Origin of the sequence: Glutamicibacter uratoxydans, from assembly GCF_006539925.1 — a bacterium.
GTDB classification, from domain to species: Bacteria; Actinomycetota; Actinomycetes; order Actinomycetales; family Micrococcaceae; genus Glutamicibacter; species Glutamicibacter uratoxydans.
This window is the reverse complement of the sequence record NZ_BJNY01000017.1, coordinates 42,222-68,797: the sequence shown is the minus strand read 5'-3', so window position 1 is coordinate 68,797 and position 26,576 is coordinate 42,222. Positions and strand designations below refer to the sequence as shown.

The 26,576-nt window shown below is 62.3% G+C and carries 21 protein-coding genes; 12 read left to right on the top strand and 9 right to left on the bottom strand.

Annotation, left to right across the window (positions count from 1 at the left end):
- Window positions 1–17: 17 nt before the first annotated feature.
- The 6 genes from AUR04nite_RS14055 to AUR04nite_RS14030 all read left to right on the top strand — a co-directional run bounded on the left by AUR04nite_RS14055 (window position 18) and on the right by AUR04nite_RS14030 (window position 5,493).
- On the top strand, window positions 18–707 hold the full coding sequence (locus tag AUR04nite_RS14055) for a tyrosine-protein phosphatase (RefSeq protein WP_141366193.1): 690 nt from the start codon (window positions 18–20) through the stop codon (window positions 705–707).
- The gene (locus AUR04nite_RS18450) at window positions 704–1,774 is read left to right on the top strand and encodes an ROK family transcriptional regulator (protein WP_141366190.1); all 1,071 of its coding nucleotides are present in this window, start codon (window positions 704–706) and stop codon (window positions 1,772–1,774) included. The genes AUR04nite_RS14055 and AUR04nite_RS18450 overlap by 4 nt, the downstream gene beginning before the upstream one ends.
- 91 nt (window positions 1,775–1,865) lie before the next feature.
- Entirely contained in the window at window positions 1,866–2,639 is a 774-nt protein-coding gene (gene ppgK / locus AUR04nite_RS14045; protein WP_141366187.1) for a polyphosphate--glucose phosphotransferase, read from the top strand.
- Window positions 2,640–2,675: 36 nt separating this feature from the next.
- A complete protein-coding gene (locus AUR04nite_RS14040) occupies window positions 2,676–2,897 on the top strand; it encodes a hypothetical protein (RefSeq protein ID WP_141366184.1) in 222 nt (73 codons plus the stop codon).
- 7 nt (window positions 2,898–2,904) lie between these two features.
- Window positions 2,905–3,720 carry an HAD family hydrolase gene (locus AUR04nite_RS14035; RefSeq protein ID WP_141366181.1) on the top strand — a complete coding sequence of 272 codons (816 nt, stop codon included), beginning with the start codon at window positions 2,905–2,907 and terminating at the stop codon, window positions 3,718–3,720.
- Between the two features lie 162 nt (window positions 3,721–3,882).
- Window positions 3,883–5,493: an ABC-F family ATP-binding cassette domain-containing protein gene (locus AUR04nite_RS14030; RefSeq protein ID WP_141366178.1), complete on the top strand. Its 1,611-nt coding sequence runs from the start codon at window positions 3,883–3,885 to the stop codon at window positions 5,491–5,493.
- Between the two features lie 84 nt (window positions 5,494–5,577).
- On the opposite strand, the gene AUR04nite_RS14025 is transcribed toward AUR04nite_RS14030, so the two are convergent.
- From AUR04nite_RS14025 to AUR04nite_RS14015, 3 genes are all read right to left on the bottom strand, one after another.
- Entirely contained in the window at window positions 5,578–6,741 is a 1,164-nt protein-coding gene (locus tag AUR04nite_RS14025; protein WP_141366235.1) for an amidohydrolase, read from the bottom strand.
- Window positions 6,742–6,808: 67 nt separating this feature from the next.
- A complete protein-coding gene (locus AUR04nite_RS14020; protein WP_141366175.1) occupies window positions 6,809–7,528 on the bottom strand; it encodes a hypothetical protein in 720 nt (239 codons plus the stop codon).
- Window positions 7,529–7,550: 22 nt separating this feature from the next.
- A complete protein-coding gene (locus tag AUR04nite_RS14015; RefSeq protein WP_141366173.1) occupies window positions 7,551–8,291 on the bottom strand; it encodes a DUF5058 family protein in 741 nt (246 codons plus the stop codon).
- 215 nt (window positions 8,292–8,506) lie between these two features.
- Between AUR04nite_RS14015 and AUR04nite_RS14010 the strand changes: the two genes are divergently transcribed.
- The 4 genes from AUR04nite_RS14010 to AUR04nite_RS13995 are packed head-to-tail and all read left to right on the top strand — an operon-like array spanning window position 8,507 to window position 13,674.
- Entirely contained in the window at window positions 8,507–9,961 is a 1,455-nt protein-coding gene (locus AUR04nite_RS14010; RefSeq protein ID WP_141366170.1) for an amidase, read from the top strand.
- A 16-nt stretch (window positions 9,962–9,977) separates the two neighbouring features.
- Window positions 9,978–11,168 carry a CaiB/BaiF CoA transferase family protein gene (locus AUR04nite_RS14005; RefSeq protein WP_141366167.1) on the top strand — a complete coding sequence of 397 codons (1,191 nt, stop codon included), beginning with the start codon at window positions 9,978–9,980 and terminating at the stop codon, window positions 11,166–11,168.
- Window positions 11,165–12,700, top strand: coding sequence for a carboxyl transferase domain-containing protein (locus tag AUR04nite_RS14000; RefSeq protein ID WP_141366164.1), 1,536 nt, complete (start codon window positions 11,165–11,167; stop codon window positions 12,698–12,700). The genes AUR04nite_RS14005 and AUR04nite_RS14000 overlap by 4 nt, the downstream gene beginning before the upstream one ends.
- Before the next feature lie 29 nt (window positions 12,701–12,729).
- The gene (locus AUR04nite_RS13995) at window positions 12,730–13,674 is read left to right on the top strand and encodes an Lrp/AsnC family transcriptional regulator (protein ID WP_246055537.1); all 945 of its coding nucleotides are present in this window, start codon (window positions 12,730–12,732) and stop codon (window positions 13,672–13,674) included.
- Window positions 13,675–13,690: 16 nt separating this feature from the next.
- Here the strand turns inward: AUR04nite_RS13995 and AUR04nite_RS13990 are convergent, their stop codons facing one another.
- On the bottom strand, window positions 13,691–14,911 hold the full coding sequence (locus AUR04nite_RS13990; protein WP_174787891.1) for an amidohydrolase: 1,221 nt from the start codon (window positions 14,909–14,911) through the stop codon (window positions 13,691–13,693).
- Window positions 14,912–15,708: 797 nt separating this feature from the next.
- On the opposite strand from AUR04nite_RS13990, the gene AUR04nite_RS13985 reads away from it, so the two are divergent.
- Complete coding sequence (locus AUR04nite_RS13985) at window positions 15,709–18,318, top strand: aminotransferase class I/II-fold pyridoxal phosphate-dependent enzyme (protein WP_246055536.1); 2,610 nt, start codon at window positions 15,709–15,711, stop codon at window positions 18,316–18,318.
- Between the two features lie 83 nt (window positions 18,319–18,401).
- Here the strand turns inward: AUR04nite_RS13985 and AUR04nite_RS13980 are convergent, their stop codons facing one another.
- The 3 genes from AUR04nite_RS13980 to AUR04nite_RS13970 form a co-directional block, all read right to left on the bottom strand.
- Window positions 18,402–19,646 carry a serine hydrolase domain-containing protein gene (locus AUR04nite_RS13980; protein ID WP_246055535.1) on the bottom strand — a complete coding sequence of 415 codons (1,245 nt, stop codon included), beginning with the start codon at window positions 19,644–19,646 and terminating at the stop codon, window positions 18,402–18,404.
- Entirely contained in the window at window positions 19,612–21,135 is a 1,524-nt protein-coding gene (locus tag AUR04nite_RS13975) for a biotin carboxylase (protein WP_246055534.1), read from the bottom strand. Before AUR04nite_RS13975 ends, AUR04nite_RS13980 begins: the two co-directional genes overlap by 35 nt.
- A gap of 370 nt (window positions 21,136–21,505) precedes the next feature.
- Window positions 21,506–22,906 carry an NAD-dependent epimerase/dehydratase family protein gene (locus tag AUR04nite_RS13970; RefSeq protein WP_141366159.1) on the bottom strand — a complete coding sequence of 467 codons (1,401 nt, stop codon included), beginning with the start codon at window positions 22,904–22,906 and terminating at the stop codon, window positions 21,506–21,508.
- A 451-nt stretch (window positions 22,907–23,357) separates the two neighbouring features.
- Between AUR04nite_RS13970 and AUR04nite_RS13965 the strand changes: the two genes are divergently transcribed.
- Window positions 23,358–23,774 (top strand): HAD family hydrolase, encoded by a 417-nt coding sequence (locus AUR04nite_RS13965; RefSeq protein ID WP_141366157.1) that lies wholly within the window; start codon window positions 23,358–23,360, stop codon window positions 23,772–23,774.
- A gap of 74 nt (window positions 23,775–23,848) precedes the next feature.
- On the opposite strand, the gene putP is transcribed toward AUR04nite_RS13965, so the two are convergent.
- Together putP and AUR04nite_RS13955 are read right to left on the bottom strand one after the other, a co-directional pair.
- The gene (putP, locus tag AUR04nite_RS13960) at window positions 23,849–25,354 is read right to left on the bottom strand and encodes a sodium/proline symporter PutP (protein WP_141366155.1); all 1,506 of its coding nucleotides are present in this window, start codon (window positions 25,352–25,354) and stop codon (window positions 23,849–23,851) included.
- 139 nt (window positions 25,355–25,493) lie between these two features.
- The gene (locus AUR04nite_RS13955; RefSeq protein ID WP_141366153.1) at window positions 25,494–26,429 is read right to left on the bottom strand and encodes a LysR family transcriptional regulator; all 936 of its coding nucleotides are present in this window, start codon (window positions 26,427–26,429) and stop codon (window positions 25,494–25,496) included.
- Window positions 26,430–26,576: the final 147 nt, after the last annotated feature.

The following is a 26,576-nucleotide window of genomic DNA, read 5'->3' as shown; positions in this document are numbered from 1 at the left end:
AAGCCTAAGATGTGGGCATGTTCCTTTCAAACCTCCGCGAAGCCGGGGGCATCCCAGCCGCCGGCGGCCAAATCGCCTCCGGCGTGCTCTTCCGTTCGGCAGCCCCGCACCAGATCGACGAGCAGCTGGCAGGCTGGGTGCAGGATGCCCACATCACCAGCATCTTCGACCTGCGCAGCACCCAGGAAACCGGCTACCTGCCGGGCTTCCCGCAGTCTTTCGGCGCCGCCACCCGCATGCACATGCCGCTGCTGGAAGGAGCCATCGGCCAGCTGGCCACCCTGGATGACATCTACCTGCCGCTGGTCTCCCAGCACGCCGACACCTGGGTCGAGCTGGCCCGCGGAATCCTGGCCTCCGAAGCCTCGCTGGTGCACTGCACCGCGGGCAAGGACCGCACCGGGGTGGGCGTGGCCATGGTGCTGCTGGCGGTAGGAGCAGAGCACGACGCGGTCATGGAAGACTATGCAGCCTCCACCGCGGCGCTCTCCGGCGACTGGCTGAGCACCATGACAGCGCAGATGAGCAAGCACGGGGTGCCGATGACCGACGAGATGCGCACCCTCATGGTGGGCACCTCGGTGGCCGGGCTGGACAAGGCGCTGGATGTGGCCAGGGCCCAAGGCTCCATTGCCGACTACCTGCTCAAGCACGGGCTGAGCGGCGCAGAGCTTGAAGCCCTGGGCGAGAAGCTGGTGGTGGGTTGAGCCTGCAGCTGCCCGGCGCCCGGGCGCTGGCCACCGTCACTGACGCCAAGGTCTTCGCCCTGCTCGGCACCGGGCCCGCCACCCGCACCGAGATCTCGGTGCAGCTGGGCATCTCCAAGCCCACCGCCTCCCAGGCGATCCTGCGCCTGCAGCAGTTCGGCCTGGTCTCCGAAGGCAAGTCCAGCGCCCAGGGCAAGCGCGGGCGCATCCCCGAACGCTACGAGCTTCGCCAGGACTACGGCCATGTGCTTGCGGTGGAACTCAGCGCCCAGCAGCTGGTTATCCAGGCCGAAGACCTGGTGGGCCAGGAACTGGCGAGGTTCAGCGCGCAGATCGATTCGCAGACCACGCAGCAGCAGGTCCTGGACACCGCCGGCAGGCTGCTGACGGAGCTTGATGCAGCCGTGCGCTCGCCGAGGCTGGCCGTGGGCATCAGTCAGGCGGCCCCGGTGATGCATGACGAGCAGGGCGGCGTGAGGGTCATCGGCACACCGATCTTCGCCGCCTCGGACGCGGATATCGCCTCGCTGTTCGACGCCGAGATCTCACTACTGGACAACGACGTGAACTGGATGGCGGTGGCCGAATACGGCCAGCGCCAGGGGTCCATGCTGCTGGTCTACCTGGGGGCCGGCATCGGCGCTGCGCTGATGATCGACGGCGCGCTGCACCGCGGACGCTACGGTGTGGCAGGCGAGCTGGAGAACCAGAAGCTGGGCGATGCCACGCTGCTTGAGCACCTGGAGCGCGGGGGACTGGTGGGCCAGCGGATCCTCTTTGAGAAGCTGGCAGACCCGGAATCCCGCCGGGCGCTGGTCGAGCCGCTGGGTGCGGTGCTGGGCAATCTGGTGGGCTTCTTGGACCCGGAGGCAGTGGTGGTTACCGGTCCCGGAGCCAGCGAAGAGCTGGCAGCGGAGCTGGGGCAGGCGGTGGAGCAGGCAGTGCCACTGGTGCACTCGCAGTTCCAGTACTCGCAGCACGGAGGCGACGGGGCTTTGGCGGGCGCCATGGCAGGGGCGCGCAGCAGCGCTCTGGAAACTCTGTGGAAACAGTACCGCGAGGTATAACAAGAAGGACTTCAAACCTTGTCTTGGCGTTGACCGGAGGGCTGTGACCTAGATATCGTAAAGAGTCCTTAATATTTTGATCGGAGTACTGATGTCGTTTGCCGCCATTGGCCTGGATATGGGTGGATCATCCATCAAATACGGCATTGTTGCCCCCGACGGCACCCTGATTGAAGAAACCTTCAGCCAGGCTCCGACCCCTGCCGGCGCCCGACCCGAAGACGTCGCGGCGGCCATGAAACAGATCATCGAGGATCTCAAAAAGCAGACGGGCAGCGATCTTGCAGGCGTTCCGGTAGGCGTCACCGTGCCAGGCATCGTGATTGACGGCGTGGTGCACTCGGCGGCGAATATCGACAAGTCCTGGTTCGGGCTGGATGCCAAGGCGCTGCTCACCGAAACCCTGGGTTGCGAGGTCAGCGTCCTGAACGACGCGGACGCGGCAGGCATGGCAGAAGTCTTCGCCGGAGCAGGCAGCAAGGACGGCTCGCCGATCAAGGGAAGCACCCTGGTGCTCACCCTGGGCACCGGTATCGGTTCGGGCATGTTCCGCGATGGCGTGCTCTTCCCGAACGTCGAATTCGGCCACCTGCTGCTGGACGGCGAAGAAGCGGAGAAGCGCGCGGCGGCACGGGTGATCCGCGAGGAGAACCTGAACTGGGACCAGTATGTGCAGCGCCTGCAGCGCTACCTTTCCCATGTTGAGTTCCTGTGCAGCCCTGATCTGATCGTGATTGGCGGTGCAGTGTCCCTGGACCACGAGAAGTTCCTGCCTAAGCTGAAGCTCCGGGCCAAGATTGTTCCCGCGCAGTACAACAACGCCGCCGGGGTGCTTGGGGCGGCCCATCGGGCCATGAATCACTAAAGTCCCGAACACGGGCAACGAGTCGCAAGGGAGATCATGAGTCTTTTGGCAATCAGCGGTTGGGAATTGGTGATCGCCGCGCTGTGGCTTGCGGCCGTTGTCTGCGAGTCGATTTCCTATTCAAAGAACCGCAGCGGCCTGGGACTCGTGCGGCTGCTGGTCGTGATCATGGTTCCCGTGGTGGGCACTGCCCTGGGGCTGATCACCGGCGTGCGCCTACTGCTCGCGCCACGCCACCGGGGCACCCTCAATTCTTAAGGACTACATGCACCAGATCGACCCGCAGGCAGACATCAAGCTCGTTGCAGTGGACATGGACGGCACCTTCCTCGACGGCAACGGCCAGATCCCCGAAGCATCCTGGGCCCTGATCGCACAGCTGCAGGAGCGCGGCATTGCCTTCGTCCCAGCCTCGGGACGGCAGTTCGAAACCTTGCGCACGCAATTTGACCGGCTGGGAGACATCCCGATCATCGCCGAGAACGGCACCGTGGTGATGGACGGGGACCGCGAACTGTATTCAAATGTCATCGATCCATCGGCCGTGGCAATGATGGTTGATACGGTGCGCAAGCAAGCGGCGCTGGATGCCGGCGTGGTGCTGTGCGGGCGGCGCACTGCCTATGTCGAGCGCAGCGACGAATCCTTCGCCCGGGCCATCGCGCCCTACTACCGGGCAGTGCAGGTAGTGGAAGATCTGCATCAGGTCGACGATGACATCATCAAGATGGCTGTCAACGTCGGCACCGGCAAGGTGCAGGAAATGGCTGGTGCGCTGCGGCTTCCCCTGCAGGTGGTCGTTTCCGGAAGCCACTGGGTCGATGCCATGAACCACGGCGTGCACAAGGGGCTGGCTCTTGAACGGCTCCAGGAGGCGCTGAGCATCAGCCCGAAGCAGACGGTGGTGTTCGGCGACTACCCGAACGACCTGGAAATGCTGGGCCGCGCCCACTATTCCTTCGCCATGGCCAACGCCCACCCGCTGGTTGCCGAAGCAGCGAACTTCACTGCCCCGGCAAATACTGAACACGGGGTGCTGCAGGTACTCAGCGCGTACCTGGGCTCTAGTGCTCGGCGCTAGGATCTGTTAGCGTAGCCGTACTTCGGTAGCCAAAAATAAGGGGAATGAACATCATGCTGATCGTCAGCGATTACTCACTGGTAATCCACGCGCTGACCTAGATCAAGCCTGAAAATCAGGCTCGCAGCGTCAGTGCATCACAACTGACCTTCAGGAGCCTTCATGTTTACTTCCCAGCAATCTTCCGTCGTCTTCAACCACCTCACCCTGCGCTGGCCGGATGGCAGCAGTGCTCTGACCAATATCACTGCGGCGTTCACTCCCGGAACTACAGGACTGATCGGGGCCAATGGCACAGGGAAATCCACCCTGCTGAAATTGATTAGCGGGGAGTTGAACCCCACGAGCGGTACTGTCGAGACTACCGGCCAGGTCGGATATCTGCCCCAAGAACTGTCATGGCACCTTGATGCCACAGTGGCTGAAGTTCTGGGAATCTCAACGCAACTCTCGGCTCTTCAAGCCATCGAAGCCGGAAGCACGAATCAGGCAGACTACGATGCACTGGATGAGCAGTGGGATATTCAATCCAGGGCCGAGGCCGCGCTGGGACAAATAGGGCTGCCAGAAGTCAGCTTAGACCGCGCTGCAGGAACACTGTCCGGGGGAGAGCTCATGCTCGTGGCCCTCGCAGGACTGCAGCTGGCCGACTATCAGATCGTGCTTCTCGATGAACCAACGAACAATCTCGATACCCGGGCGCGGCACTTGCTGTACGACGCACTGCAACAGTGGAAGGGGACGCTGATCATTGCAAGCCATGACCTGGCACTGCTTGATCTCATGGACCAAACCGCCGAACTCCATCACGGAGAATTGCGTGTTTTTGGCGGCAACTACAGCGGCTATCAGGAATATCTGGAACAGGAGCAGGCCGCTGCTGAACAGGTTCTGCGCACTGCTCAGCAGAAACAGAAAATCGAGGAAAAACAGCGGGCCGAAGCACAGACAAAGCTTGCCCGCCGTCGTCGCTATGCGGACAAGGACTTTGAGAACAAACGCAAACCCAAAGTGATCATGCAGCAGCGTAAAACCGAGGCGCAGGTCTCGGCTGGAAAACTGCGCGGCATGCATGATGAGAAGGTTTCCGAGGCCGCCACTGCAGCGCAGCGAGCCAAGGATGCGATCCGTGACGACCGTCTTATTCGCATCGATCTTCCAGATCCGATGGTCCCTGCGAATAAGCGCTTGCTTGAACTCTGCAATGCTGGCGAAAGCATTGCTGAATTACGCGGTCCGCAGCGAATGGCGCTCATCGGTGCCAACGGCGTGGGCAAAAGCCGGATGATCACTGAGCTTCTCGAAGGAACACAGAGGTCTTGGGGATCGGGTCTGCGAGCCTTCACATCACGCATCGGCTATCTTCCACAGCGGTTGTCCTTCGAGGATGAGAACGAAAGTGCCTTGGATTTCGTGCAGGGTGCAGCGCCCGAGAGTGCTCGGCAGCAGGTCCAAGCGCAGCTTGCACGCTTCCTCTTGCGAGGTACTGCCGCCAACCGAAAACTAGGGGACTTATCGGGTGGCGAGAGGTTCAGGGTCAAACTTGCGAGCCTATTGCTTGCGGAGCCCGCGCATCAGCTGTTGATCTTGGATGAGCCAACGAACAACCTCGATATCCAGACGGTGGACGCGCTGGTATCTGCTGTGTCGAACTACCACGGTGGGTTGTTGGTTGTCAGCCACGATGAACGCTTCCTGGAACGCTTGGATATTGAAATCTGGGCTGAACTGGACGACGAAGGCCTGAGCCTGCGACGTTCGGTGATGATGTAGCTGCGCTGCTTGAAGCAATAAAAAGAGGCTCGGAATGAACAGAATCTTCGTTCATTCCAAGCCCCTGTCGATTGTTGAAGATGATCAGCGCAGGTAGTGGCCTAGACCCGCTAGCGCGGCGCGAACGCCGGTGGCCAGCGATAGCTCGTAGTCGGGCAGGAAGTGCGGGGAGTGGTTGACCGGTGCAGGAGCGTCGCCCGGGATGAAGCCGCCGAAGAACCAGTACACGTACGGGACGCCGATGGCATCGCCCAGGGCGCCGAAGTCTTCTGAACCCATGGCAGGAGGGATTTCCACCACCTTGTCCTCGCCTAATTCATTGGCCAGAACCCGGTGCACTATCTCAGTTTGCTCCGGGTCGTTGTGAAGCTTCGGGAAGGAGTTGAAGATTTCGATCTGGGGCTTCGGCGCATTGGACGCCATGGCCTCGGCATTGACGATGCGGTCGATGCCGTCCAACACATGGGTGCGGACATCCTCGGTGAAGGTGCGCACGTTCAGGGTGAATTCGGCCTTGTCGGGGATGATGTTTTCCTTCAGGCCCGCATGGAAAGAACCACAGGTAACCACAGCGGGGGATTGCGGAGCCAGCTCACGGGAGACCAGGGTCTGCAGCCGTGCGATGGTGTGCGCGCCGAGCACAATCGGGTCGATGGAATCCTGCGGCTGGGAGCCGTGGGACTGCTTGCCCTTCAGGATGATCTTGAAGGAATCGGCCATGGCCATGGCGGCTCCCGGGGTCAGTCCGATGGAGCCTGCCGCGAAGGGAAAGACATGCTGGCCCAGGATGATGTCCGGGCGCGGAGCCTTGTCCCACAGGCCGTCGGCAAGCATCGCCTTGGCTCCAGCGGCGGTTTCCTCGCCTGGCTGGAAGAGCCAGACAATGGTGCCCTGCCATGCGTCGGTTTGTTCGGCAAGCCTTGCGGCCGCGGTCAGCGCTGCGGTGACGTGGGTGTCGTGCCCGCAGCCGTGCATGACCGGAACTTCGGTACCGTCGGCCAGTGTGCCTCGGGCGGTGGAGGCGTACCCAGCTCCGGTGTCCTCGGCGATGGGAAGCCCGTCGGTGTCTGCGCGGAAGCCAATGACTGCTCCTTCGCCGTTGCGCTGGATGCCCACCACTCCGGTGCCGCCGCAGATGAAGTTCTCGATGCCCAGTTCATCCAGCTTGCCCTGGATATAGGCGGCAGTCTGGTGTTCCTGCATGGACAGTTCTGGATGCGCATGAAGGTGCTTGTACATCTGGTGCATGATTTGAGCCTGTTCCTCGTCGAGGGTGGTTTTCAGGCGTGCTGATTCGGTGCTCAACTTTGACTCCCTAGGCTTCTTCGGTGGTATGGACTGCTTTGCGGTCGCGGACAATCCAGGAAAGGACGATGGAGAAGAGCACCACCAGTGCGGTGCCGAACAGTGCGAGGGAAGGAACCAGCGGGATGACCACAAAATACATCAGCAGCGAGAGCGTGATGGCCACGATGGTAGGGCGAAGCTGCTTCATTGCGACGATGGCCTGGACCAGCACGGCTCCCATCAGCGAAGGCAGGATGTAGATGCGCGCCACTTCGATCACCTCAATGGGCACGATCGACACCAGCCATGAGCCGAGCAGGCCGACGAAGATCAGCAGGCTTGTCAGGTGCACGGTGGCGGCTCCGCAGATGGCCATGACACTGGCCAGATCTCCGCGGCGGGTGCCCGGCTTGGCGTTGATCGAGGACTGGGCAACAATGGCCGCTGGCAGCAGCTTGTTAGAGATGTTGCCAATCATGAATGCCTGGTACATGGCCGCCGAACCCAGGATGGGGAAGTAGGTCAGCGGTTCGACGATCCAGAAGACGCCGAAGGTGGCGGCCACCGCGGCGAAGGCGACCCCGATCATGGTCGGGGTGATCTCAAGGCCGGAGAAGAACACCAAGTAGATCGGGCCGAGCAGCGAGAAGATCAGGCCGAGTGTCATGGTGATCGATCCATAGCGGGTGGTCTGCTTGTCGAAGCGCGCCATTGACGCATCGGCGCTGGTGAGGGTTTGGGTGCTCATGAGAATTGTCCTTTTCTATGCCCTAGGCGGTGTGCATGAAATAGCCGGCGGTGATGGCGATGAGGATGGCGAAGCCAAGGGCCCATTCCTTGAGCCATTTGGCGCCTAGCACCTTGGCCAGGAAGAGGAAGAACGCCATGGAGGCTGCGGAGATCAGCACCAGCATCATGTGGATGTTCGACTTGGGGATTTCGGCAATGGTCAGCATGCTGAATGCGCCGAGTAGGGCCGCGGTGGGGATCAGCGCCATGGCCGCCGGGTTGCGCTTGGCCAGCGACTTGCTGCCGCGCTTGAGCACCGGGGTGAGCAGCAGGGTGCACAGCATCCACATGCCGCCGGACAGGCTCATGGCCATGAACGCCACGGCGAAGACCTGCTGGGTGTAGCTGTCGCCGCCGAGCATCGAGCCCATGGACTGGGCCGCTAGGTTCGCGCTGGCGGTTTCGGTGGCCGCCGAGCCGATCAGGCCAATGCGCACCAGCACTGCGGGGGTTCCGAACAGCGCCAGCAACGCGATGGCTACCAAGACCACCGAGAGCGACGGACCGATGGAAGCGACGGCGCCTGCGCGGAAGGCCTCCTTGACTTCGCGCAGTGGCATGTCGACGTGCGGGGCTGCCGCCTTCGCGGCCCGGCTGTAGAGGAAGGTCTGGACGAAGATCACTGCGAAGACGCCCAGTGCGCAGAACCATAAGAACGGCGAGTTTGCTACTGCCCAGATATCAGTTGATGCCGGGTCCGCCGCGGCCAGTGGTAGGTACATCGAACTCTCCTTAGCTGTCACATCATCACTGTGATGCGTGTCTCATGGATTCAAGGTTCCATCGGGTCGAGAGGCTAGGCAAGGAATGGGGGAATTGGCCATAAAAGTGGCCAAATCCTCCAAAACGCATGATTTGCGCCCACCCTATTCCGAATGTCGCCAGCGTAAGCCGAAGATTGTGGCAAAGCTCGCAGCCACTTCCCGAAAGGCCAGTCATGAACGAGATCCAGCAGCTGTCAGCAGTACAGCTCACCGGCAAGATCCGCAGCCGAGAAATCTCGGCCCGCGAAGCCCTCGCCAGCCACATCAACGCCATCGAAGAGGTCAACGGCGCGATCAACGCTGTGGTGACCACCGATTTCGAGCGGGCCCAGCAGCTCGCGGCGGCGGCCGACGAGGCCAGCGCTCGGGGCGAGGCCACCGGCCTGCTGCACGGGCTGCCGATGACCCACAAGGACACCTTCAACACCGCAGGCCTGCGTTCCACCCAGGGTTCGCTGGCGCTGGAGCACAATGTCCCGGAGCACGACGATTTGCAGATTGCCCGTCTGACGGCGGCCGGGGCCATTCGGACCGGCAAGACCAATGTGCCCGAATTCGGGGCCGGTTCCCACACCTTCAACGAAGTCTTCGGCACCACCACCAACCCTTATGCCACCGACCGTTCGGCCGGCGGCTCCTCGGGCGGCGTCGCGGCAGCCATCGCCGCACGCATCCAGCCGCTGGGCGACGGCTCGGACATGGGCGGCAGCCTGCGCATCCCCGCAAGCTTCTGCAATGTCATCGGCTTCCGCCCGTCCTATGGCGTGATCCCGCTGGAAGCTCCCTCGAACGCCTACTCCTGGCTTGCGCGTTCGGGCCCGATGGCCCGCAGCGTGGAGGATATCTCGCTGTTCATGCAGGCCAGCGCCGGGGACGCACAGCTGCCGACCCCCAATACGTTGCGCGGCCAGGACTTCGCCCAGCTCGCGCCAAACCTGAAGGGCGTGCGCATCGGCTACAGCTTCGACTTCGGCATCGGGGTCCCGGTGGAACAGGAAGTCATCGAGGTGCTGCGCGGCCAGCTGGCGGTCTTCGAGGCCGCCGGGGCGATCCTCGAAGAGGCGAGCATCGACTTCCGCGAGGCCGACGAGGTCTTCGGCAATGTGCGCGCCTTCGACTTCGCCACCAATCTCGGCGCCCTGGTCGAGGCCAAGGGCGAGCTGATCAAGCCGGAGGTCCGCTGGAATGTGAAGAAGGGTCTGGACCTGGATGGAGCCGCCATGATTTCAACCATGGCGGCCCGCACCCGGCTTCAGCGCGCGGTGCAGGACTTCTATTCGCGCTATGACATCTTCCTTTCCCCGGCCGCCCAGGTGCTGCCCTTCGACGCCTCCTGGCGTTGGCCGGAAGACATTGCAGGCACGCGGGCCGAAACCTATCTGGACTGGATGCGTTCGGCCTGCCTGCTCTCGGCCGCCAGCCTGCCGGTGATCGCCATGCCCGCCGGCTTCACCGCCTCCGGGCTGCCGGTGGGCTGGCAGCTGGCAGCCAACCACTACCAGGACGCCGCGCTGCTGAACTGGGCCGCCGGTTACGAGCAGCTAACCAACTTCGCCGCCACCGCCCCGCAGCTGGCCATTGACCCCGCCTCGGTGGCATCCACCCGCATCCAGACCGTCAGCGCCTAGGAAGGAAACACAACCCATGAGCACTGCAGGACCATTGACCGGCTATACAGTTATCGACCTCTCGCGGGCCCTGGCTGGCCCGCATGCAACCATGATGCTCGCGGACCTCGGGGCCCGGGTCATCAAGGTGGAGAACGTCAACGGGGGAGATGACACCCGAGGCTGGGGGCCGCCCTTCGTCGGCCCGGAGGACGACCGCCAGTCCACCTACTTCCTCTCCTGCAACCGCAACAAGCAGTCCATCGCGCTGGACCTGAAAAGCGAGGACGGGGCGGCCACGCTGGCAGCCATGCTTGAAAAGGCCGACGTGCTGGTGGAGAACTTCCGCCCCGGGGTCCTTGACCGGCTGGGCTTCGACGAAGCACGGCTGCAGCAGCTGAATCCGGCGCTGGTGGTGCTGTCCATCTCTGGCTTCGGCCACGACGGGCCGGAAGCCTGGCGCAGCGGCTACGACCAGATCCTGCAGGGCGAGGCGGGCCTGATGTCCCTGACAGGGTCCGGGCCAGATGACCCCCAGAAGGTGGGCGTGCCCATCGGGGACCTGCTGGCTGGAATGTACGGTGCCTACGGCGTGCTGGCTGCGCTGCTGGAACGCGGGCACACCGGGCGCGGACAGCATGTGCGCACCTCGCTGCTCGCCGCGATCGTCGGCGTTCACGCCTTCCAGGGCACCCGGCAGACCATTGCGTCCGAAGTCCCGCATGCCCAGGGCAACCACCACCCGTCCATCGCCCCCTACGGCCTGTTCCGCAGCGCCGACGGGTTCGTGCAGATCAGCGTCGGCAGCCCCAAGCTGTGGGAGGCGCTGGTTGAAAAGTTCGAGCTGCCCACCGCCGGCTATGAAACCAACGAACAGCGAGTGCAGCGCCGCGATGAGCTCATCGCCGTCATCGAGGAGAAGTTCACCCAGCTGCCCACCACCGCGCTGCTGGAACAGCTGGGCCAGGCGGGGATCCCTGCAGGCATCGTGCGCACCATGGACGAGGTGTACCAGTGGGAGCAGGTGCATTCCCAGCATCTGGCCATGCAGGTGCGGCATCCGCTGCTCGGCGAAATCACCCTGCCCGGAGCACCGCTGCGCTTCTTCGACCGGCAGCAGGAAGTGACCCGCACCGACCATGCTGCCCCGCCGCTGTTGAACCAGGACGAGGCGGAGATCCGCGCATGGCTTGGCCAGCTCAGCCCCATGGAGGCGGGCAGGTCATGAGCCAGCAGACAGAACGCATCAGCGCCCGGGCCATGATCGAGACGGTGCTGGATCCTGGCAGCTTCGTCAGCTGGGATACGCCGGTGGACTACGGCTTTGCCGACCAGGAGTACCGGGGGCAGCTTGAGCGCGCCGCGGCGCGCAGCGCCTGCGACGAAGCGGTGATCACCGGGCAGGGAAGCATCAACGGCCAAGACGTGGCGGTGGTGATCTCCGAATTCGATTTCCTGGCAGGTTCCATCGGCAAGGCGACGGCCGGCCGGATCATCGCCGCCTTCCAGCGCGCCACCGCCGCGCGGCTGCCGGTGCTGGCATCGCCGGCCTCCGGAGGCACCCGCATGCAGGAGGGCACCCCTGCCTTCGTGTCCATGGTGCACATCACCGCAGCGGTGCGCGCCCATACCGAGGCTTCGCTGCCCTATCTGGTCTACCTGCGCCACCCGACCACCGGCGGAGTCATGGCCTCCTGGGGCTCGCTGGGGCATATCACCATCGCCCAGCCCGGAGCGCTGTTGGGCTTTTTGGGGCCTCGGGTCTATGAAACCATCTACCACGAACCCTTCCCGCCTGGCGTGCAGGTGTCGGAGAACTTGCAGCAGCACGGAATCATCGACGCGGTGGTGCCGCTGGAGCAGCTGGCGCAGATCGTCACCCGGGCGCTGAGAATCCTTGCCCCGGGGCAAGTCGATTCAAGTGCGCCTTCCTATCCGCAGGTGGCGGACAGGGTGCTCAGCCAAGAGGAAGTCTGGGCTGCCATTGAAGCAACGCGCAAGCCGCGCAGGCCATCGGTGCGCCACGTGGTCAAATATGCAGCCAGCGATGCACTGCAGCTCTCGGGAACCAGCGAAGGGGAGAACGACCCGCGGATGTACCTGGCGCTGGCCCGCTTCGCCGGACAGCCTGCGGTGATCGTCGGCCAGGACCGGAGCAGGGCAGATGACGCGCGCACCGCCGAGCCGATGGGCCCTGCCTTCCTGCGCGAGGCGCGGCGCGGCGCCCAGCTGGCGCAGCATCTGGGGATCGCCCTGGTGACGGTGATCGACACGGAGGGTGCGGCACTGAGCCAGAAGGCTGAGGAAGGCGGCATGGCCGGGCAGATTGCTCGCTGTATCGATGCGCTGGTGGGGCTGAACGTCCCCAGCGTCTCGTTGCTGCTTGGCCAGGGCACCGGGGGCGGGGCGCTGGCGCTGCTGCCAGCGGACATCACAATTGCCGCCGCCAATTCCTGGCTGTCCCCGCTGCCTCCCGAAGGGGCCAGCGCCATCATGTATCGGGACACCGAGCATGCGCCGATGCTCGCGCACGCGCAGCTTACCGATGCCTTTTCGCTGCGGCGCGAGGGGATTGTCCAGGTGATCGTGCCCGAAGAGTACGATGTGAGCACGGCGCCCCGGAGATTCTCGCAGGAGGTCGGCCAGGTGCTGGGCGGTGCGCTGCAGGAATTGGCCCAGCGTGAACGCGGCGCGCTGCGCGCTGTGCGCAATGAGCGCTACCTGGCGGCAGCGCAGCGGAGTCTGGCGCCGCAGGAGTAGCAGAGGGAAAGCAAAGGAGCTGGCGGGACGTGGAGAAGGAACTGGGCGATGCCCAGCGGCGGATCATTGCGGCGCTGCAGGTGGACGGACGCGCCACCTGGCGCAAGATCGCCGCGGTGCTGGATATGCCCGAACGTTCGGTGGCCCGCCATGGAGCTTGGCTTTTGGAGAACGGGCTGGTGACGGTCGCCGCCATCAGGCACCGCGAGCATTCAATGTTGGTTGCCTGCTCCTGCGCTCCGGGGACCGGGAGGATCGCCAGCGAAGCCCTGTCGGCGCGGGAGGACACCAGCTTCTCCTATCAGGTCACCGGCAGGGAGGACCTGATCGTTGAACTGCACTACACCGGAGATGCCACCGATGTGCTCTCGCTGCAGCTGCCTGCTACGCCGGGGGTCTCCGCGATGGTGGTCTACCCGATACTCAAATACTTCAAAACCATCCGCGGCTGGCGTTTGGGTTCCCTGAACGCCGCCGAAGAACAGGCGCTGCGCAAGGACCCCGACCGCACGTCCTGGAAGGCCGTACCGGATCTGAGCAGCAAAGACGAGCAGATCATCGCCGCGCTGAAGGAGGACGGCCGGGCAAGCATAGAATCGGTGGCGCGCCGAGTGGCGATGAGCGAAACCTCGGTGGCAAGGCGCATCGACTGGCTGCTGCACAGCGGACAGATTTCGATCAGGGCACTAGTCGAGCCCGCAGCGGTGGGGCTTCCGGTGGAAGCCCTGCTGTGGGTCTCCACCACGCCGAGCCAGATTGAACCTTTGGGCCAGCGGCTCGCGGCGCGCCCCGAAGTCCGCTATGCGGCGGCGGTGGCAGGCGATTGCCAGCTGGTGGTCGACGTGACTGTAGCGAATCAGGCGGAGCTGTATAAATTCATCTCCGACAGCGCTTGGGGAGACGCCATGCTGCAGGTCAAGACCTCCCTGGTCGTCCAGGCCCGCAAGCGTGGCGGCAAGCTTCTGGCCATCTGAACCCAGCACGGCGAGCTCAGCGCAGGTAATGCCCCAAGGTGGCAAGCACAGCTCTAACTCCGGTATCCAGTGCAGGCTCGTAGTCGGGCAGGAAGTGCGGGGAATGGTTGCTTGGCGGCGTTGATTCCCGGGGGACGAAGCCTCCGAAGAACCAATACGCGTAGGGCACATCGATGCTGTCGCCCAGCGCACCGAAGTCCTCGGAGCCCATTGCCGGAGGCATCTGGACCACCTTGTCGTCGCCCAGCTCCGATTTGAGCACCTTGCGCACAATCTCCGTGTGTTCCAGATCGTTGTGCAGCTTCGGGAAGGAATTGAACATTTCAATCTGGGGCTGCGGCGCATTGGAGGCCATTGCCTCGGCGTTGATGATGCGGTTGATGCCGCCCAGTACTTGGGTGCGCACCTTTTCCGAGAAGGTGCGCACGTTCAACGTGAACTCGGCCTTGTCCGGGATGATGTTTTCCTTCAGCCCGGCATGGAAGGTGCCGCAGGTGATCACCGCCGACTGCTGCGGGTTCAGTTCGCTGGACACCAGGGTCTGCAGCCGGGTGATGATGTAGGAACCCAGAACAATGGGATCGATGGACTCCTGCGGCTGGGACCCGTGGGCCTGCCGTCCCTTCAATGTCACTTTGAGCGAGTCCGCCATGGTCATCGACGGACCGCCGGTCAGCGCGATGGATCCTGCGGCAAAGGGGAAGACGTGCTGGCCCAAGATAATGTCCGGGCGTGGGGCTTTCTCCCACAATCCGTCCTCAAGCATTGCCTTGGCCCCGGCTGCGGTCTCTTCGCCTGGCTGGAAGATCCAGACGACGGTGCCCTGCCAAGCATCGGTCTGTTCGGCCAGCCGGGCCGCTGCCGTCAGCGCGGCGGTGATATGGGTGTCGTGCCCGCAGCCGTGCATGACCGGCACATCGCTGCCGTCGGCCAGGGTGCCACGCGCGGTGGACGCATAGTCGGCGTCGGTGTCTTCATGGATGGGCAGCCCGTCGGTGTCGGCGCGGAAGCCGACCACCGGACCCTCGCCGTTGCGCTGGATTCCGACCACGCCGGTGCCTGCGCAGATGAAGTTCTCGATGCCCAATGCGTCGAGCTGTTCGGCAATGTAGGAGGCGGTCTGATGCTCCTGCATCGACAGCTCGGGGTGCGCATGAAGATGCTTGTACATCTCGTGCATGACCGCCCGTTGTTCCTCGGTCAATTCGGTCGTCAATTTGCCTGCAGCAGAACTCATTGCGGGCCCTCCGTCTGTTGTTGATCGCCATAGGGCAGCGCCGAGGGTGCCCGAAAGCTGTTGCTGAAAACAGTATTACCAGTGTCTTCTGCGCAATCGCTAGTGGTGGGGCGGAACCACGGGAATTTGCCAGCAGCGCGGAGCTTGATGCGATGCGGCGTTCCTCTGCTGTATCTTCCGGCATTATAAAAGTGGCTGATCGGTGAAAATCTTAGGGATTTCAATTCTTGTTTTATCCGCCGGACAGGGCGAGGCGGCATCATTTATTTTCGTGAAGTAACGCCATTAAAAGAATGGCATTCATTTTATTTCGAGCGCGGTGTTGGACGCCAAAGTCACTGTTGACTTGCGCAGAGGGTGAACTCTGTGCGGCGGCGATAGCGGCTCGTTATATCTGTGAAAATATACGATGATCGCGGTGTCAAGCAGTCGTTGAATGTTAATGATGCGGCGTGTGATTTGCATTCAAGCTTTGAGCCGAGGATGAAATTGGCAAACGAAAAATGAACATTTGTTGCCATCGGGGAAATTAACTGTAACATCGCGATTTTCGTTGATATCGCTTTCAAATATGGCATAGTCTCTCGGTTATTGAGTGACAACGAAGTGACTCGGAATGTTAACAACCAGTTAACACCGCAAGTGTGAGAGGAAGAATGGCAACCGTGAGTGACGGGTTGACCAAGGGCAAGAGCCAAGCAATCGCAACTCCTGAAAGTGCATGGAGGAAGCGCAAAGATGCTTGGGAACACTTGGGGTATGTACTAAGCGAAATCACATCGGAATTCAAAGACGAAATGCGGTGTGAAGAATATAAGACAGAAGCTGGAAGGCTGCTCGCGCAGCTATCGAGCATAGAGCCGTACTGGGCGAATCCGGGCCTGCACTTCTTCAACGAAGTGGACCGGCTGATGACCGAGGGGCACTTTGACGACGCCATGCGTCTGGTGCACCGGGCCAACCAGTCCTTCAGGACCCAGACCCAGTATTTCGAACCCGAAGGCCGGGATAATTCCGACTACGGGAGCCACGAGAGCACCCTCGTCGAGGGGGTGAGCTCTGGGCCCAACGGACTGATCATTCCGCAGGTGGAAATCCTTTTGGTGGACAACGGTCCAACCGAGGAGATCGAGCGCTTCAAAGAGGAAATTCTTGAACAGCGTCAGCGCACCGATCCGTTCCACTACAACTTTGTCGCGGTGCCGAGTATCGAGGACGCGTTGGCGGCCATCGTAATCAACCCGGGCATCCAGTCGGTGGTGCTCAGCGCCCGCTACGACCTGAAGACCAGGCGCCGCCTCAGTGGCGGACTGCAGGCGTTTATCGACGGGCGGATCAAGGGCTACTTCGGGCACTCGCAGCAGATTCAGGGGCTGCTGGACATGGAGCACATCCTTTCGGATATGCGCCCGGAGATCCCTGTCTACCTGATTGCAGGCGTTGCCCTGGAATCCATTGCCCATGAGATCACCGGGCGGTTCCGGCGCATCTTCTCGCGCAACGACCGCATGGACCTGCACCTGTCGATCCTCGCCGAGATCACCGACCGCTACCACACGCCGTTCTTCAACGCCCTGCAGAAGTATGCAAAGCGTCCCGGCGGCGTGTTCCACGCAATGCCGATTTCCCGCGCCGGCTCGGTGCAGAATTCGCCATGGGCCAGGGACTTGGTGGACTTCTACGGCAAGAACCTGCTGCTGGCTGAAACCTCTGCCACCTCAGGCGGACTGGATTCGCTGCTGGATCCCAAGAGCTCCATCAAGAAGGCCCACGAACTGGCGGCCCGGGCCTTCCAGAGCCACCGGACTTACTTCGTCACCAACGGCACCTCCACGGCGAATAAGATCGTGCACCAGTCGATCCTGGCCCCGGGGGACATCGTGTTGGTGGACCGCAACTGCCACAAGTCCCACCACTATTCGCTGGTGCTTGCAGGGGCGAACGTCAGCTACCTGGAGGCCTACCCGCTCAACGAGCACGCAATGTACGGCGCGGTCTCCCTGGAGGAGATTAAGGGACGCCTGCTGCAGCTGCGCCGCGAGGGGCTGCTGCACAAGGTCAAGATGATCACGCTGACCAACTGCACCTTCGACGGCATCATCTACGACCCGCGCCGGGTCATGGAAGAATGCCTGACCATCAAGCCGGATCTGGTGTTCCTCTGGGACGAGGCGTGGTTCGCTTTTGCCGGCTTCCATCCGATCTACCGCCAGCGCACCGGCATGACCGCCGCAGCGAAGATGGAAGAGGAGCTGGGCACCGAGGAGTACGTGCAGCGCTACCAGCAGCTCAAGGCCTCCCTGCCTGCGCCCGGCACGTTGGAGAATCCGGAGAACGACGAGGTGTGGCTGCGCACCAGACTGTTCCCGGATCCGGGCACCACGCGCCTGCGCGTGTACTCCACGCAGTCAACGCACAAGACGCTGACCTCGCTTCGCCAGGGATCGATGATCCACGTCTTCGACCAGGACTACGCGCTGCGCAACGCCAACGCCTTCCGCGAGGCGTACATGACGCACACCTCCACCTCGCCGAACTACCAGATCCTTGCCTCGCTGGACATCGGGCGGCGTCAGGCGGAGCTGGAAGGCTACGCGCTGGTGCAGCGTCAAGTGGACCTCGCCCAGTCGATTGCCCGTGCGATGACCCGCAACAAGCTGCTGAACAAGTACTTCAGGATCCTTGATACCGGGGACTTGATTCCGCAGGAGTTCAGGACCACCACCTCGGGCAACCCGGTGCGCGACGGACTGGCTGTCTGGGACGAATCGTGGCGGCAGGACGAGCTGGTGCTCGATCCGTCGCGACTGACCTTGGACATCAGCCGCACCGGCGTGGATGGGGACACCTTCAAGCACACCTACCTGATGGACGGGCACTCGATCCAGGTCAACAAGACCAGCCGCACCTCGGTGCTGCTGATGACCAATATCGGCACCAACCGTTCGGCGGTGGCGCACCTGATCGAGGTGCTGGTGAAGATCGCCGAGGAGCTGGAACGCAAGCGCCGCATCGAGGGCAGCTGCGTGGTCAGGGCTCCGGGCGCCGGGCGCATTCCGCTGCCGGACTTCAGCTATTTCGCTGAGGAATTCGCCACCGGCGGGGGCAGTGGGGACATGCGCAAGGCCTACTACCTGACCTACCAGGACCCGGCCTCCGAGTTCCTGACCTCCTCGCAGATCCGCGAGCGGATTATCGGCGGCGGCAGGGTGGTCTCCGCGGTGTTCGTGACCCCGTACCCGCCGGGCTTCCCGGTGCTGGTTCCGGGCCAGGTGGTCACCTTGGACATCCTGAACTACATGGATGTGCTCGATACCCGCGAGATCCACGGCTACCACGAGGACAAGGGCTACCAGGTCTTCACCAATACCGCGCTGAAGTCGCTGGCCCCCGGCGCCGCCGGCTAGGGATGTAGGACGCATAAAACGCCAAGGGCTGCGGACTTCCCCGAAGGGAGGTCCGCAGCCCTTGGCGTTTAGCGTTGAAGCGCCTACTGTTCTGCCAGGTGGCGTGCGATGGCTTCGAAGGCCCGCAGCGTCGGGAACAGCTTTGACGCATCCTGCGGCAGCGGCCAGCTGGAGAGCTTGACGCCCACCAGCTTGGTGGCAGGATCCATGTAGATCATCTGGCCGTGGATGCCCAGCGCCACTGCAACATTGGTCTGGCCGTTCGGGAACCAGATCTGGTTGCGGTAGCGCCCACCGGGCATCATGTTGTCGCCCGGCGACTTGGCGAAGGCATCGAAGAGCTCAGCGCTCTGGCGGAAGGTATCGTCCACCCATTCCTGGGAGACAACCTGCTTGCCGGTCAGCGCCCGGCCGCCGTTGACGTAGATGTGCCCGAAGCGCGCCAAATCGCGCGCCGTGGCGTTCAGCCCGCCGTCGAACATGCCGGTGCCGAACTGGTCCACGCCCATGACAAGATCCTGCTGGGCGCCGATCTTTGCCCAGACATACTCCGAGAGCAGGTCCTGCATGGGGGCGCCGCCAGCGGACTCTGCAATCCAGCCCAGCACGTCGGTCTCGCAGGAACGGTACTCGAACACTCCGCCGTGCGGCCCCTTGGCCTTGAGCGTGAGCAGGAAGTCGTACATGCCCTTCGGGCCGTTCGCGTTGCGCGCTGGAGCCCAGCCGATGGCTTCTTCCAGCAGGCGCACCTCGGCGTTGGGGTCCAGGTACTCTTCGGAGAACTGGATGCCCGAGCGCATGTCAAGGATGTCGCGGACCTTGGCCCCGGCGTAGCCGGAGTCGCACAACGCCGGCACGTACTTGGACGCCAGCTCATTGACGTCCAGCTTGCCGGCATCCTGCAGTGCGCCGATGACCGTGCCCACCAGGGTCTTGCTGACCGACATCAACAGATGGTCGGTCGTGGAGGTCATGGTGTTGTTGTACTTTTCCCACAGGATCCTGCCGTTGTGCATGACAAGGAACCCGTCGGTGTTCGTGGCGTGCAGGACGCCGCGCACCGTCTGGGAAGGATCGGTGTAGCTCGCCTTGGCAACTTCCAGCTTGCCCAGCTCGTCTTCGGAAATATGCAGCTTGACGATAGGCCCGTCGCCGCGTGAAACCTTGGCGGTGGGATGGATACGCGCAATGTTCTGGAACGAGCGCTCAATGTTTTCTGGATACTGCCAATTGGCGATGGTCAGCGGACCCTGCGAGCCATTGCCCGCAGAGTCCGCGCCGTCGGCACCAGGGTTACTTGTCGTCTGACTCGGCTGGAGGGACGTCAATACCCCGGTATTGGGATCTGATTGAGGAGATGAGGTGTTTGGCATCAATGGAGAGTCTGGTTTTCTTCTTACCCGTGAACTGTAGCTTGGCCTTGGTGACAAGGATCCCAAGATCGGCTCCCTTCCAGCGATAGTCTTCTACGCCGTAGATTCGTAGGAAGAATGCCTCTTTGTGATTCTGCAACTGATGCCAGTCTAGAGCAGGTCGGACGAACTGCAGTTTGCCCTTCGAGTCTAGAACGTAGTTGCCGGTGCGTGGAGCATGGGTGATGTACTGGACAATGTCATCGGTTTCCTTGATGATCATGTGGCTCCAGATGTCGGCGCCGGACATCTCTTCCCAGCGCTCGTTGATCTCGTCCACGTCGATGCTGAACTCTACGTCCAGGTACTCAAGCAGGTGGAAGAGGAACAGCGGAATGTCGGCGTAGGCGCCGGCAGTCACATTGGTGATGGCGCTGGCGCCCGAGATGCGCGGGTTCAGCTCGCCCAGGTAAACGTCGTCGGTGTCGGTATCTACCAGCACGTCAACCTCGAAGAAGCCCTTGTAGCCGGTCTTGCGCAGGCCATCGCCCACGCGGCGCACCAGCTCGGTGGCGCGGTGGCGCTGGGAGTCGTTCAGGACATCCGGGTGCATCTCATTGCCGCACCAGCCGCCCTTGTAAGGGGTCAATTCCTTGTAGCCGGCCAGCTCGGTGAGGATCGGGCCGACGACGGTGCCGCAGTGGGTGAGCACAGCTTCAACAGCCACGGGGCGGTTGTTGATGCGCTTCATGACCTTGATGTCTTCATCGATGATGTACTTGGAATACTGGTTCCAGGTTTCCTCGGATGTGATGAAGAACGTAGTTTTGCCCGAGTCGCCATAAGGGGTCTGCACCACCAGGTCGCTGCCCAGGTTGGCCTTGTCGGCCAGCTTCTGCAGCTCCTTGTAGGTGTTCGCGCGGCCCAGGATGTTCGGCACCGACGGTGCGCCGGCTTCATTGCCCAGTCGGGTGGTAACGATCTTGGAGTCCAGCTCGTTGCGCAGTTCGGCCGAAGGCAGGATCAGGTCGTAGCCCAGCTCCTCGCAGATGGCTTCGGTTTCCTCGTCGAAGAAGACCATGGCGATCTTCGGACGCGGACCGCCCGGGGTGCGGCGCGAATCGATGTATTCGCGAACCTCTGGGTTCTCAAGCAGCCAGTTGTTGATTTCCTCGGCGCTCTGGAATTCGACGTACGGCTTCTCGCTTGGGGTGAAGACGCGCGGGTGGTGACCGTCCCAGCCGTCGTAGTAGGTGATGTAGCTGAACTTGCGGACCCAGCGGTCAAGACCGAGCAGGTTGACCGGGGTGGCGCCGATGAAATAGATCGGAGTCTGGTTGGTGCGGAAGAAATGGCGGATTTCGCTCATGTTCTTCAATGGGCGAGCAAAAGGCAGGACCACCGGAGTCTGATCCGTGTTGTCTTCCTCAACGTAAGCGGCGTCCATGGCTACATTAGCGCTCATATCTTCCATATCTTCGACTGCCTGAATTTGGCTGCGTAATTTGGATAGTTCGCTTGGCTTTGGAATGCGTGGGCGTGAAGCCGAAACAGAAGCTTCTGAAGTATTGGCCATGATGTAGGTGGATCCTTTGGTGACGGTCAATAGAAAAGTGTGCTCTAAAGCGTTACTTGAACTATTTTATGATCGAATTTGGCGGTAAATCCAACGCCGACGTGCTGGAAACAAAAGGTGAACAATTTGTTACGAGCGTAAACAAATACTTTCGTCGTAGTCAGATAAGTGATCGAAAATAATACTCTTTAGTAGCTAATGAAAAAAATAGTCTTATTTACGACATGCGGTAAAACAGAAATGCATTTGAGTCTATAATTCAGCGACCAACGGTCGCAGAAAAGCTTGTTTCTTCAAATATAAAACCTGCCTTTTTGAGTACGTCGCTGGTGACCTTACGGCCGGTCAGCACCACGCGGGCGTTATTGCCCATAACCGCCGCCCCCAGCTTGGGGATCAGCGAGCCGGTGGGGATGCCGGGCATGCCGGCAAGTCCGCGCAACGCAGCCATCACTTCTTCGTTGCGCAGGGGATTGGGAGCGGTGGCATGCACGATGCCATCCGGAATACGGGGTTCCTGCAGGCCGAGCAGGCAGCGGATAACCTGCAGCCAGTCCTCCATGCCGATCCAGCTGAACCACTGCTTGCCATGGCCCAGCTTTCCGCCGAGTCCCACATTGGCCAGCATGTTCAGCGGCCCGAGCAACGGAGCATCGGGATGCATGACCAGTGAGGTGCGCAGGATGTAGCTGTGCTCGGCGTTGACCTTCGCGTCGGTGAACGCCTGTTCCCAGGCTGAGGCGATGCCTGTCATTTCGGGCAGCGCGCGTTCTCCGGTGGGAATGGGGGAGGACTCGGTCAGCTCGGCCTCGCCGGCATCTCCGAAGATCGCGGTGGTGCTGGACTGGATCCAGGTTTTCAGCTGAGATTGGGTGGCGGCGGCCTCGGCCAAAGTCTTGGTGGTGAGCACCCGGGAATCGGTCAGCTCGGCAATGTTCTGCGGGGTGTTGCGCTTGTCCACGCGCTCACCGGCAAGATTGACCAGATGCACCGGGCGGTCGCTGTGGAAGGCACCGATCCAGGTGCCCTGGTGGATGCCGTCCCAGATGAACTGCTCGGTGGGGAAGTAGTCCTCGCGGGTGCGCGAGAGCACCGCCACCGATGCCCCGCGGCAGACCAGGTCTGCTGCCAGGTTGCGGCCAAGGAAGCCGCGGCCGCCAGCGATGACCACGTGGGCATCGAGCTTGATGTGGGCGGTGTGCGCGATCATCCGGTAGAGCCGGGCGACTGCCACCGTGTAGTCGTGGCACAGCGCGTTGCCGATGGTGAATTTGAAGGCGGTGGTGCCCGGGCCGTGGATCTCAATGGTGAAGTGCAGGACGCAGCCGCCGGCAACTTCGTCCACCCGCCAGCGCATGACCATGCGGCCGCCGGGCTGGGGCTGTGTGAACTCGACCATGCGGGCCGCCTGGTTGCGGCGGGTGATGGAGCCTGCCGGTGCGGTGCTCTGGTGGAGCATCCCGAAGATCTTGCCCGGCGGCAGCAGGTCGACCTTGGTGCCCACGCCGCGCTGGTCGTCGTGGACCTTGAAGGAGAAGACCTTCATCCACTGCCCGGTCTGCGACAAGTTGCCCACGATGGAATAGACCGCATCTGCCCCTGCGGCCAAGAACTGGGACTCGGTGCGCTGCCAATGTGCGAACTTCTTGATGCTGCTCATTGTGAATCCCCCTAGATGAGTTCGAAGCGAGTTTTCGAGAACTTACCCCAAAGCTACTACGCATTGCATCTTTGAGACGTACGCCACAGTCTGTGCGCGCAAGTGTTACGAAAACGTGTTCTGAGGTGGGTAAAAAGGCATACTTGTGCACGCTGTGGGTGCGTTAGTGAATCCTTGGTTAGCCTGAGCTTTTGTTGTATAAGCCGAGGCGGCAAATGTTGAGTCCGGCTCCGCTGCTCATTCTTCGGGATCTTGATTGGGCGCTGACCAGACGCTGCTGAACCTTACCGGCCTAGGCCGCCGCGCCATGCACGCGGCCTTTGCCGAGCTCTTCGGGATAGATACTCCGCAAGGCATAGATTTTTGCGGGCGTACTGATGCCTCGATTTTGCGAGAGCACATGCAGCGTGCGGCACCTGGAAAGGAGCATCTGCTGCAGCGGCTTTAGCGTGTGGCCTGCAAGTATGCGCGGGAGCACGAACATGAATTCGCCGCCTATGGAGGTACGGCGCTACCTGGGGCGCTGGATGCGCTCAAGCTCTTTGCAGCGCAGGAGTGGCTGATCCAGTCGGTGCTCACCGGCAACCTGCGCACCATAGGCGAAGCCGAAGTCTCCCAGATCCGCGCCGGAGCATATGTGGATCTGGACCTCGCGGTCTACGGAGACGAGCATGAGGTGCGCGCAGATTTGGTCGACGGCTCGCTGCGCGCCGCGCGCGGAAAATACCAGCAGGATTTTCCCGCCGGCCAGACAGTTCGGCGCCAGGTCCCTGGGTGTGGCCACCGGCAACTACACTGCGCAGCAGCTTCAGCAGGCGGGGGCCGACGCGGTATTCGGCTCGCTGAACCAGGCACAGACGATGCTTGAATTCCTGTGGACATAGCAAAACTCCCGCCGCCCTTTGGGGCGACGGGAGTTCAGTGACTTCAGCAGGTAGGTGCTTAGGCGGTGACCTTCGCGCCGACCTCCTGCTCCATCTCGGTGAATTCGTTCTGGATGGTGTCGTTGTGCTTGAAGGTGGCACGGGAGACAGCCCAGGCAACCAGCAGGTTCAGGGCGAAGCCCGGAACGATCTCGTACATGGCGCTCGACAGCACGTCGATGTTGCCCCAGACGAAGACCACGACTGCGCCGGTGACCATGCCGGCGAAGGCGCCGACTGCGGTCAGCTTGCGCCAGTACAGGCTCAGCAGCACGATCGGGCCGAAGGCGCCGCCGAAGCCAGCCCAGGCGAAGGCCACCAGGTCGAGGATCGAGGAGTCGGGGTTCAGCGCCAGCAGCAGCGCGATCACTGCGATGGTCAGCACGCCGGTGCGGCTGAGGGTGATCAGCATCTTCGGCGAAGCCTTGCGGCCGGAGATGTTGTACAGGTCCTCGATCAGCGCCGAGGAGCAGACGATCAGCTGTGAAGACATGGTGGACATGATGGCTGCCAGCACCGCTGCCAGCACCAGGCCCGCAACGAATGGGTGGAAGAAGATCTGGCTCAGCAGCAGGAACACGGTTTCGCTGCGGTCCTTGCCCAGCGGATCAGCGGCGAAGTAGGCGATGCCGATCAGCGCGGTGCACACGGCGCCGAAGGTGGTCAGGAACATCCAGCCGATGCCGATGCGGCGGGCGCTCTTGGCCTCAGCCGGGGTGCGCAGCGCCATGAAGCGCACGATGATGTGCGGCTGGCCGAAGTAGCCGAAGCCCCAGGCTGCGGTGGAGAAGATCGCGACGATGGCAAGGCCTGCGCTGTTGGTCTCGAAGGAGGAGAACAGGTTGAAGGCAGCAGGGTTGGCATTGGTGATGCGCTCGCCCAGGGTGGAGATGTCGCCCACCTGAGTGATGGCGACGATCGGCACGGCAACCAGGGCCGCGAACATCAAGATGCCTTGGACCATATCGGTCAGCGAGGCGCCCAGAAAGCCGCCGAACAGGGTGTACAGCAGGGTGATGCCTGCAACGAAGACCAGGCCTGCCATGTACTGCCAGCCGAAGGTGGACTCGAAGAACTTGCCCGCGGCCACCATGCCGGAGGAGACGTAGAAGGTGAAGAACACCAGGATGATCAGCGCGGAGGCGATGCGCAGCAGGTGCGACTTGTCCTTTAGGCGCTTTTCAAAGAAGGAGGGGACGGTGATCGCGTTCTGGGCGATCGCCGTGTAGGAGCGCAGGCGCGGGGCAACGAACTTCCAGTTCAGCCAGGCGCCGATGAGCAGGCCGATGGCGATCCATGCCTCGTGCATGCCGCCGAGGTAGATGGCTCCGGGAAGGCCCATGAGCAGCCAGCCCGACATGTCTGATGCGCCGGCGGACAGTGCGGCGACCCATGGCTTCAGGCCGCGGTCTGCCAGCATGTAGTCGTCAATGTTGTTCGTGCGGCGGTATGCCACATAGCCGATGCCCAGCATGCCGCACATGTATATGACGATCGCAATGATCTGAAAAGTCTGATCGGACATTTTTCCTCATAACCGATTGTGCCCGCCGGCGTGATGAACAGACGGGGCGCGGGGTCTTGTGGTGCGAGTCACCACTATTGCACTAAATCTCGGGTTTGTCGTGCACCGTTCAGCTCGCCGTTACCATTTTGTGACCAAACTAATGCTTGGCGGGAATCTTGCCCGCATCGCTCATTCCCGGCTGCTGGTGCAGCATCGAGCGCACCGCTTGGATGGCGGGGGACTGGGCCGAGGAGTGGCGCATGGCGGTGAAGATGGTGCGCACCGGGGCGCCGGGCAGGTCTACTGCGCGCAGGCCGCTGGCCTCGTCGCGCAGCACCAGATCTGGCAGCAGCGCCACCGCGTTGCCGGTGGCCACCAGCTGGGCGTGGGCCTGCAGGTCGGCGGTCTCATAGCGCAGGTCCGGCTCGAAGCCTGCTAGCCTGGCTGACTGCTCGGCGAAGTGTCGGCTGGCCGCGCCCTCAGGCTCCACCACCCAAGGCAGGTTGGCGGCGTGCTCCAGGGCGGTGACGCGGTCGAATTCAGCATTGCCCACCCCGCCCTTAAGCGGCAGGGCCAGGCGGATTGAATCATGGGTCAGCACACGTCGGTCGAGGTTTTCATAGTGCGGGGCGGCGTGGCCCGGGTACTGTTCGGCCACCACCAAATCGAAGTTGCGGCTGGAGGTTTCATGCAGCGCCTCGGCCGGCTCCTGCTGGCTCATCTCCACCCGCAGGTTCGGGTAGGTGGCGCGCAGCTCGCGCAGCACCGGGGGCATGATGGCGAGCATGGCGGTCTGGAAAACTGCCAGCCGTACGGTGCCGGCCACGGTGGACAGGGTGGCGGCCAGGGCGGCTTCGGCGCGCTCCATGGAGCCGAGCAGCTCCTCGGTGTGCGCCACCAGGACCTGAGCCTGCGGGGTCAGCTGCAGGGTGCGCCCGGTGCGGCGCAACAGCTCCACTCCGGCCTCCGCTTCTAGCTGGCTCAGCTGCTGGGAGACGGAGGAGGGCGAGTAGCTGAGCACGTCGGCAACTTCGGCGATCGTGCCGCGGATGCTCAGTTCGCGAAGGAGCCTTAATCGGCGCAGTTCAAGCATGGTTTGCCGCCCGTTTCATCGGTGGTGTGGACAGAATCAGAATACATTAGGAAAACCGAACAAAATTCTTCGGTTTTGTTCACTTTTGCTTAACACATAAAAGGGTCATACTCAATGTTGCACACAGCTTCGCGTGGCGCGTGATTC

Bases quoted from the DNA above. Each gene is read 5' to 3' on its own strand.
- AUR04nite_RS13970 (WP_141366159.1), bottom strand. From the start codon at position 22,906: ATGAGCAGCATCAAGAAGTTCGCACATTGGCAGCGCACCGAGTCCCAG.
- AUR04nite_RS13975 (WP_246055534.1), bottom strand. From the start codon at position 21,135: ATGAGCGCTAATGTAGCCATGGACGCCGCTTACGTTGAGGAAGACAAC.
- AUR04nite_RS13985 (WP_246055536.1), top strand. From the start codon at position 15,709: ATGCGGTGTGAAGAATATAAGACAGAAGCTGGAAGGCTGCTCGCGCAG.
- AUR04nite_RS14040 (WP_141366184.1), top strand. From the start codon at position 2,676: ATGAGTCTTTTGGCAATCAGCGGTTGGGAATTGGTGATCGCCGCGCTG.
- AUR04nite_RS14055 (WP_141366193.1), top strand. From the start codon at position 18: ATGTTCCTTTCAAACCTCCGCGAAGCCGGGGGCATCCCAGCCGCCGGC.
- AUR04nite_RS13955 (WP_141366153.1), bottom strand. From the start codon at position 26,429: ATGCTTGAACTGCGCCGATTAAGGCTCCTTCGCGAACTGAGCATCCGC.
- AUR04nite_RS14030 (WP_141366178.1), top strand. From the start codon at position 3,883: ATGTTTACTTCCCAGCAATCTTCCGTCGTCTTCAACCACCTCACCCTG.
- AUR04nite_RS14020 (WP_141366175.1), bottom strand. From the start codon at position 7,528: ATGAGCACCCAAACCCTCACCAGCGCCGATGCGTCAATGGCGCGCTTC.
- AUR04nite_RS14025 (WP_141366235.1), bottom strand. From the start codon at position 6,741: ATGCACCAGATGTACAAGCACCTTCATGCGCATCCAGAACTGTCCATG.
- AUR04nite_RS14000 (WP_141366164.1), top strand. From the start codon at position 11,165: ATGAGCCAGCAGACAGAACGCATCAGCGCCCGGGCCATGATCGAGACG.
- AUR04nite_RS14010 (WP_141366170.1), top strand. From the start codon at position 8,507: ATGAACGAGATCCAGCAGCTGTCAGCAGTACAGCTCACCGGCAAGATC.
- putP (WP_141366155.1), bottom strand. From the start codon at position 25,354: ATGTCCGATCAGACTTTTCAGATCATTGCGATCGTCATATACATGTGC.
- ppgK (WP_141366187.1), top strand. From the start codon at position 1,866: ATGTCGTTTGCCGCCATTGGCCTGGATATGGGTGGATCATCCATCAAA.
- AUR04nite_RS14035 (WP_141366181.1), top strand. From the start codon at position 2,905: ATGCACCAGATCGACCCGCAGGCAGACATCAAGCTCGTTGCAGTGGAC.
- AUR04nite_RS14015 (WP_141366173.1), bottom strand. From the start codon at position 8,291: ATGTACCTACCACTGGCCGCGGCGGACCCGGCATCAACTGATATCTGG.
- AUR04nite_RS14005 (WP_141366167.1), top strand. From the start codon at position 9,978: ATGAGCACTGCAGGACCATTGACCGGCTATACAGTTATCGACCTCTCG.
- AUR04nite_RS13990 (WP_174787891.1), bottom strand. From the start codon at position 14,911: ATGAGTTCTGCTGCAGGCAAATTGACGACCGAATTGACCGAGGAACAA.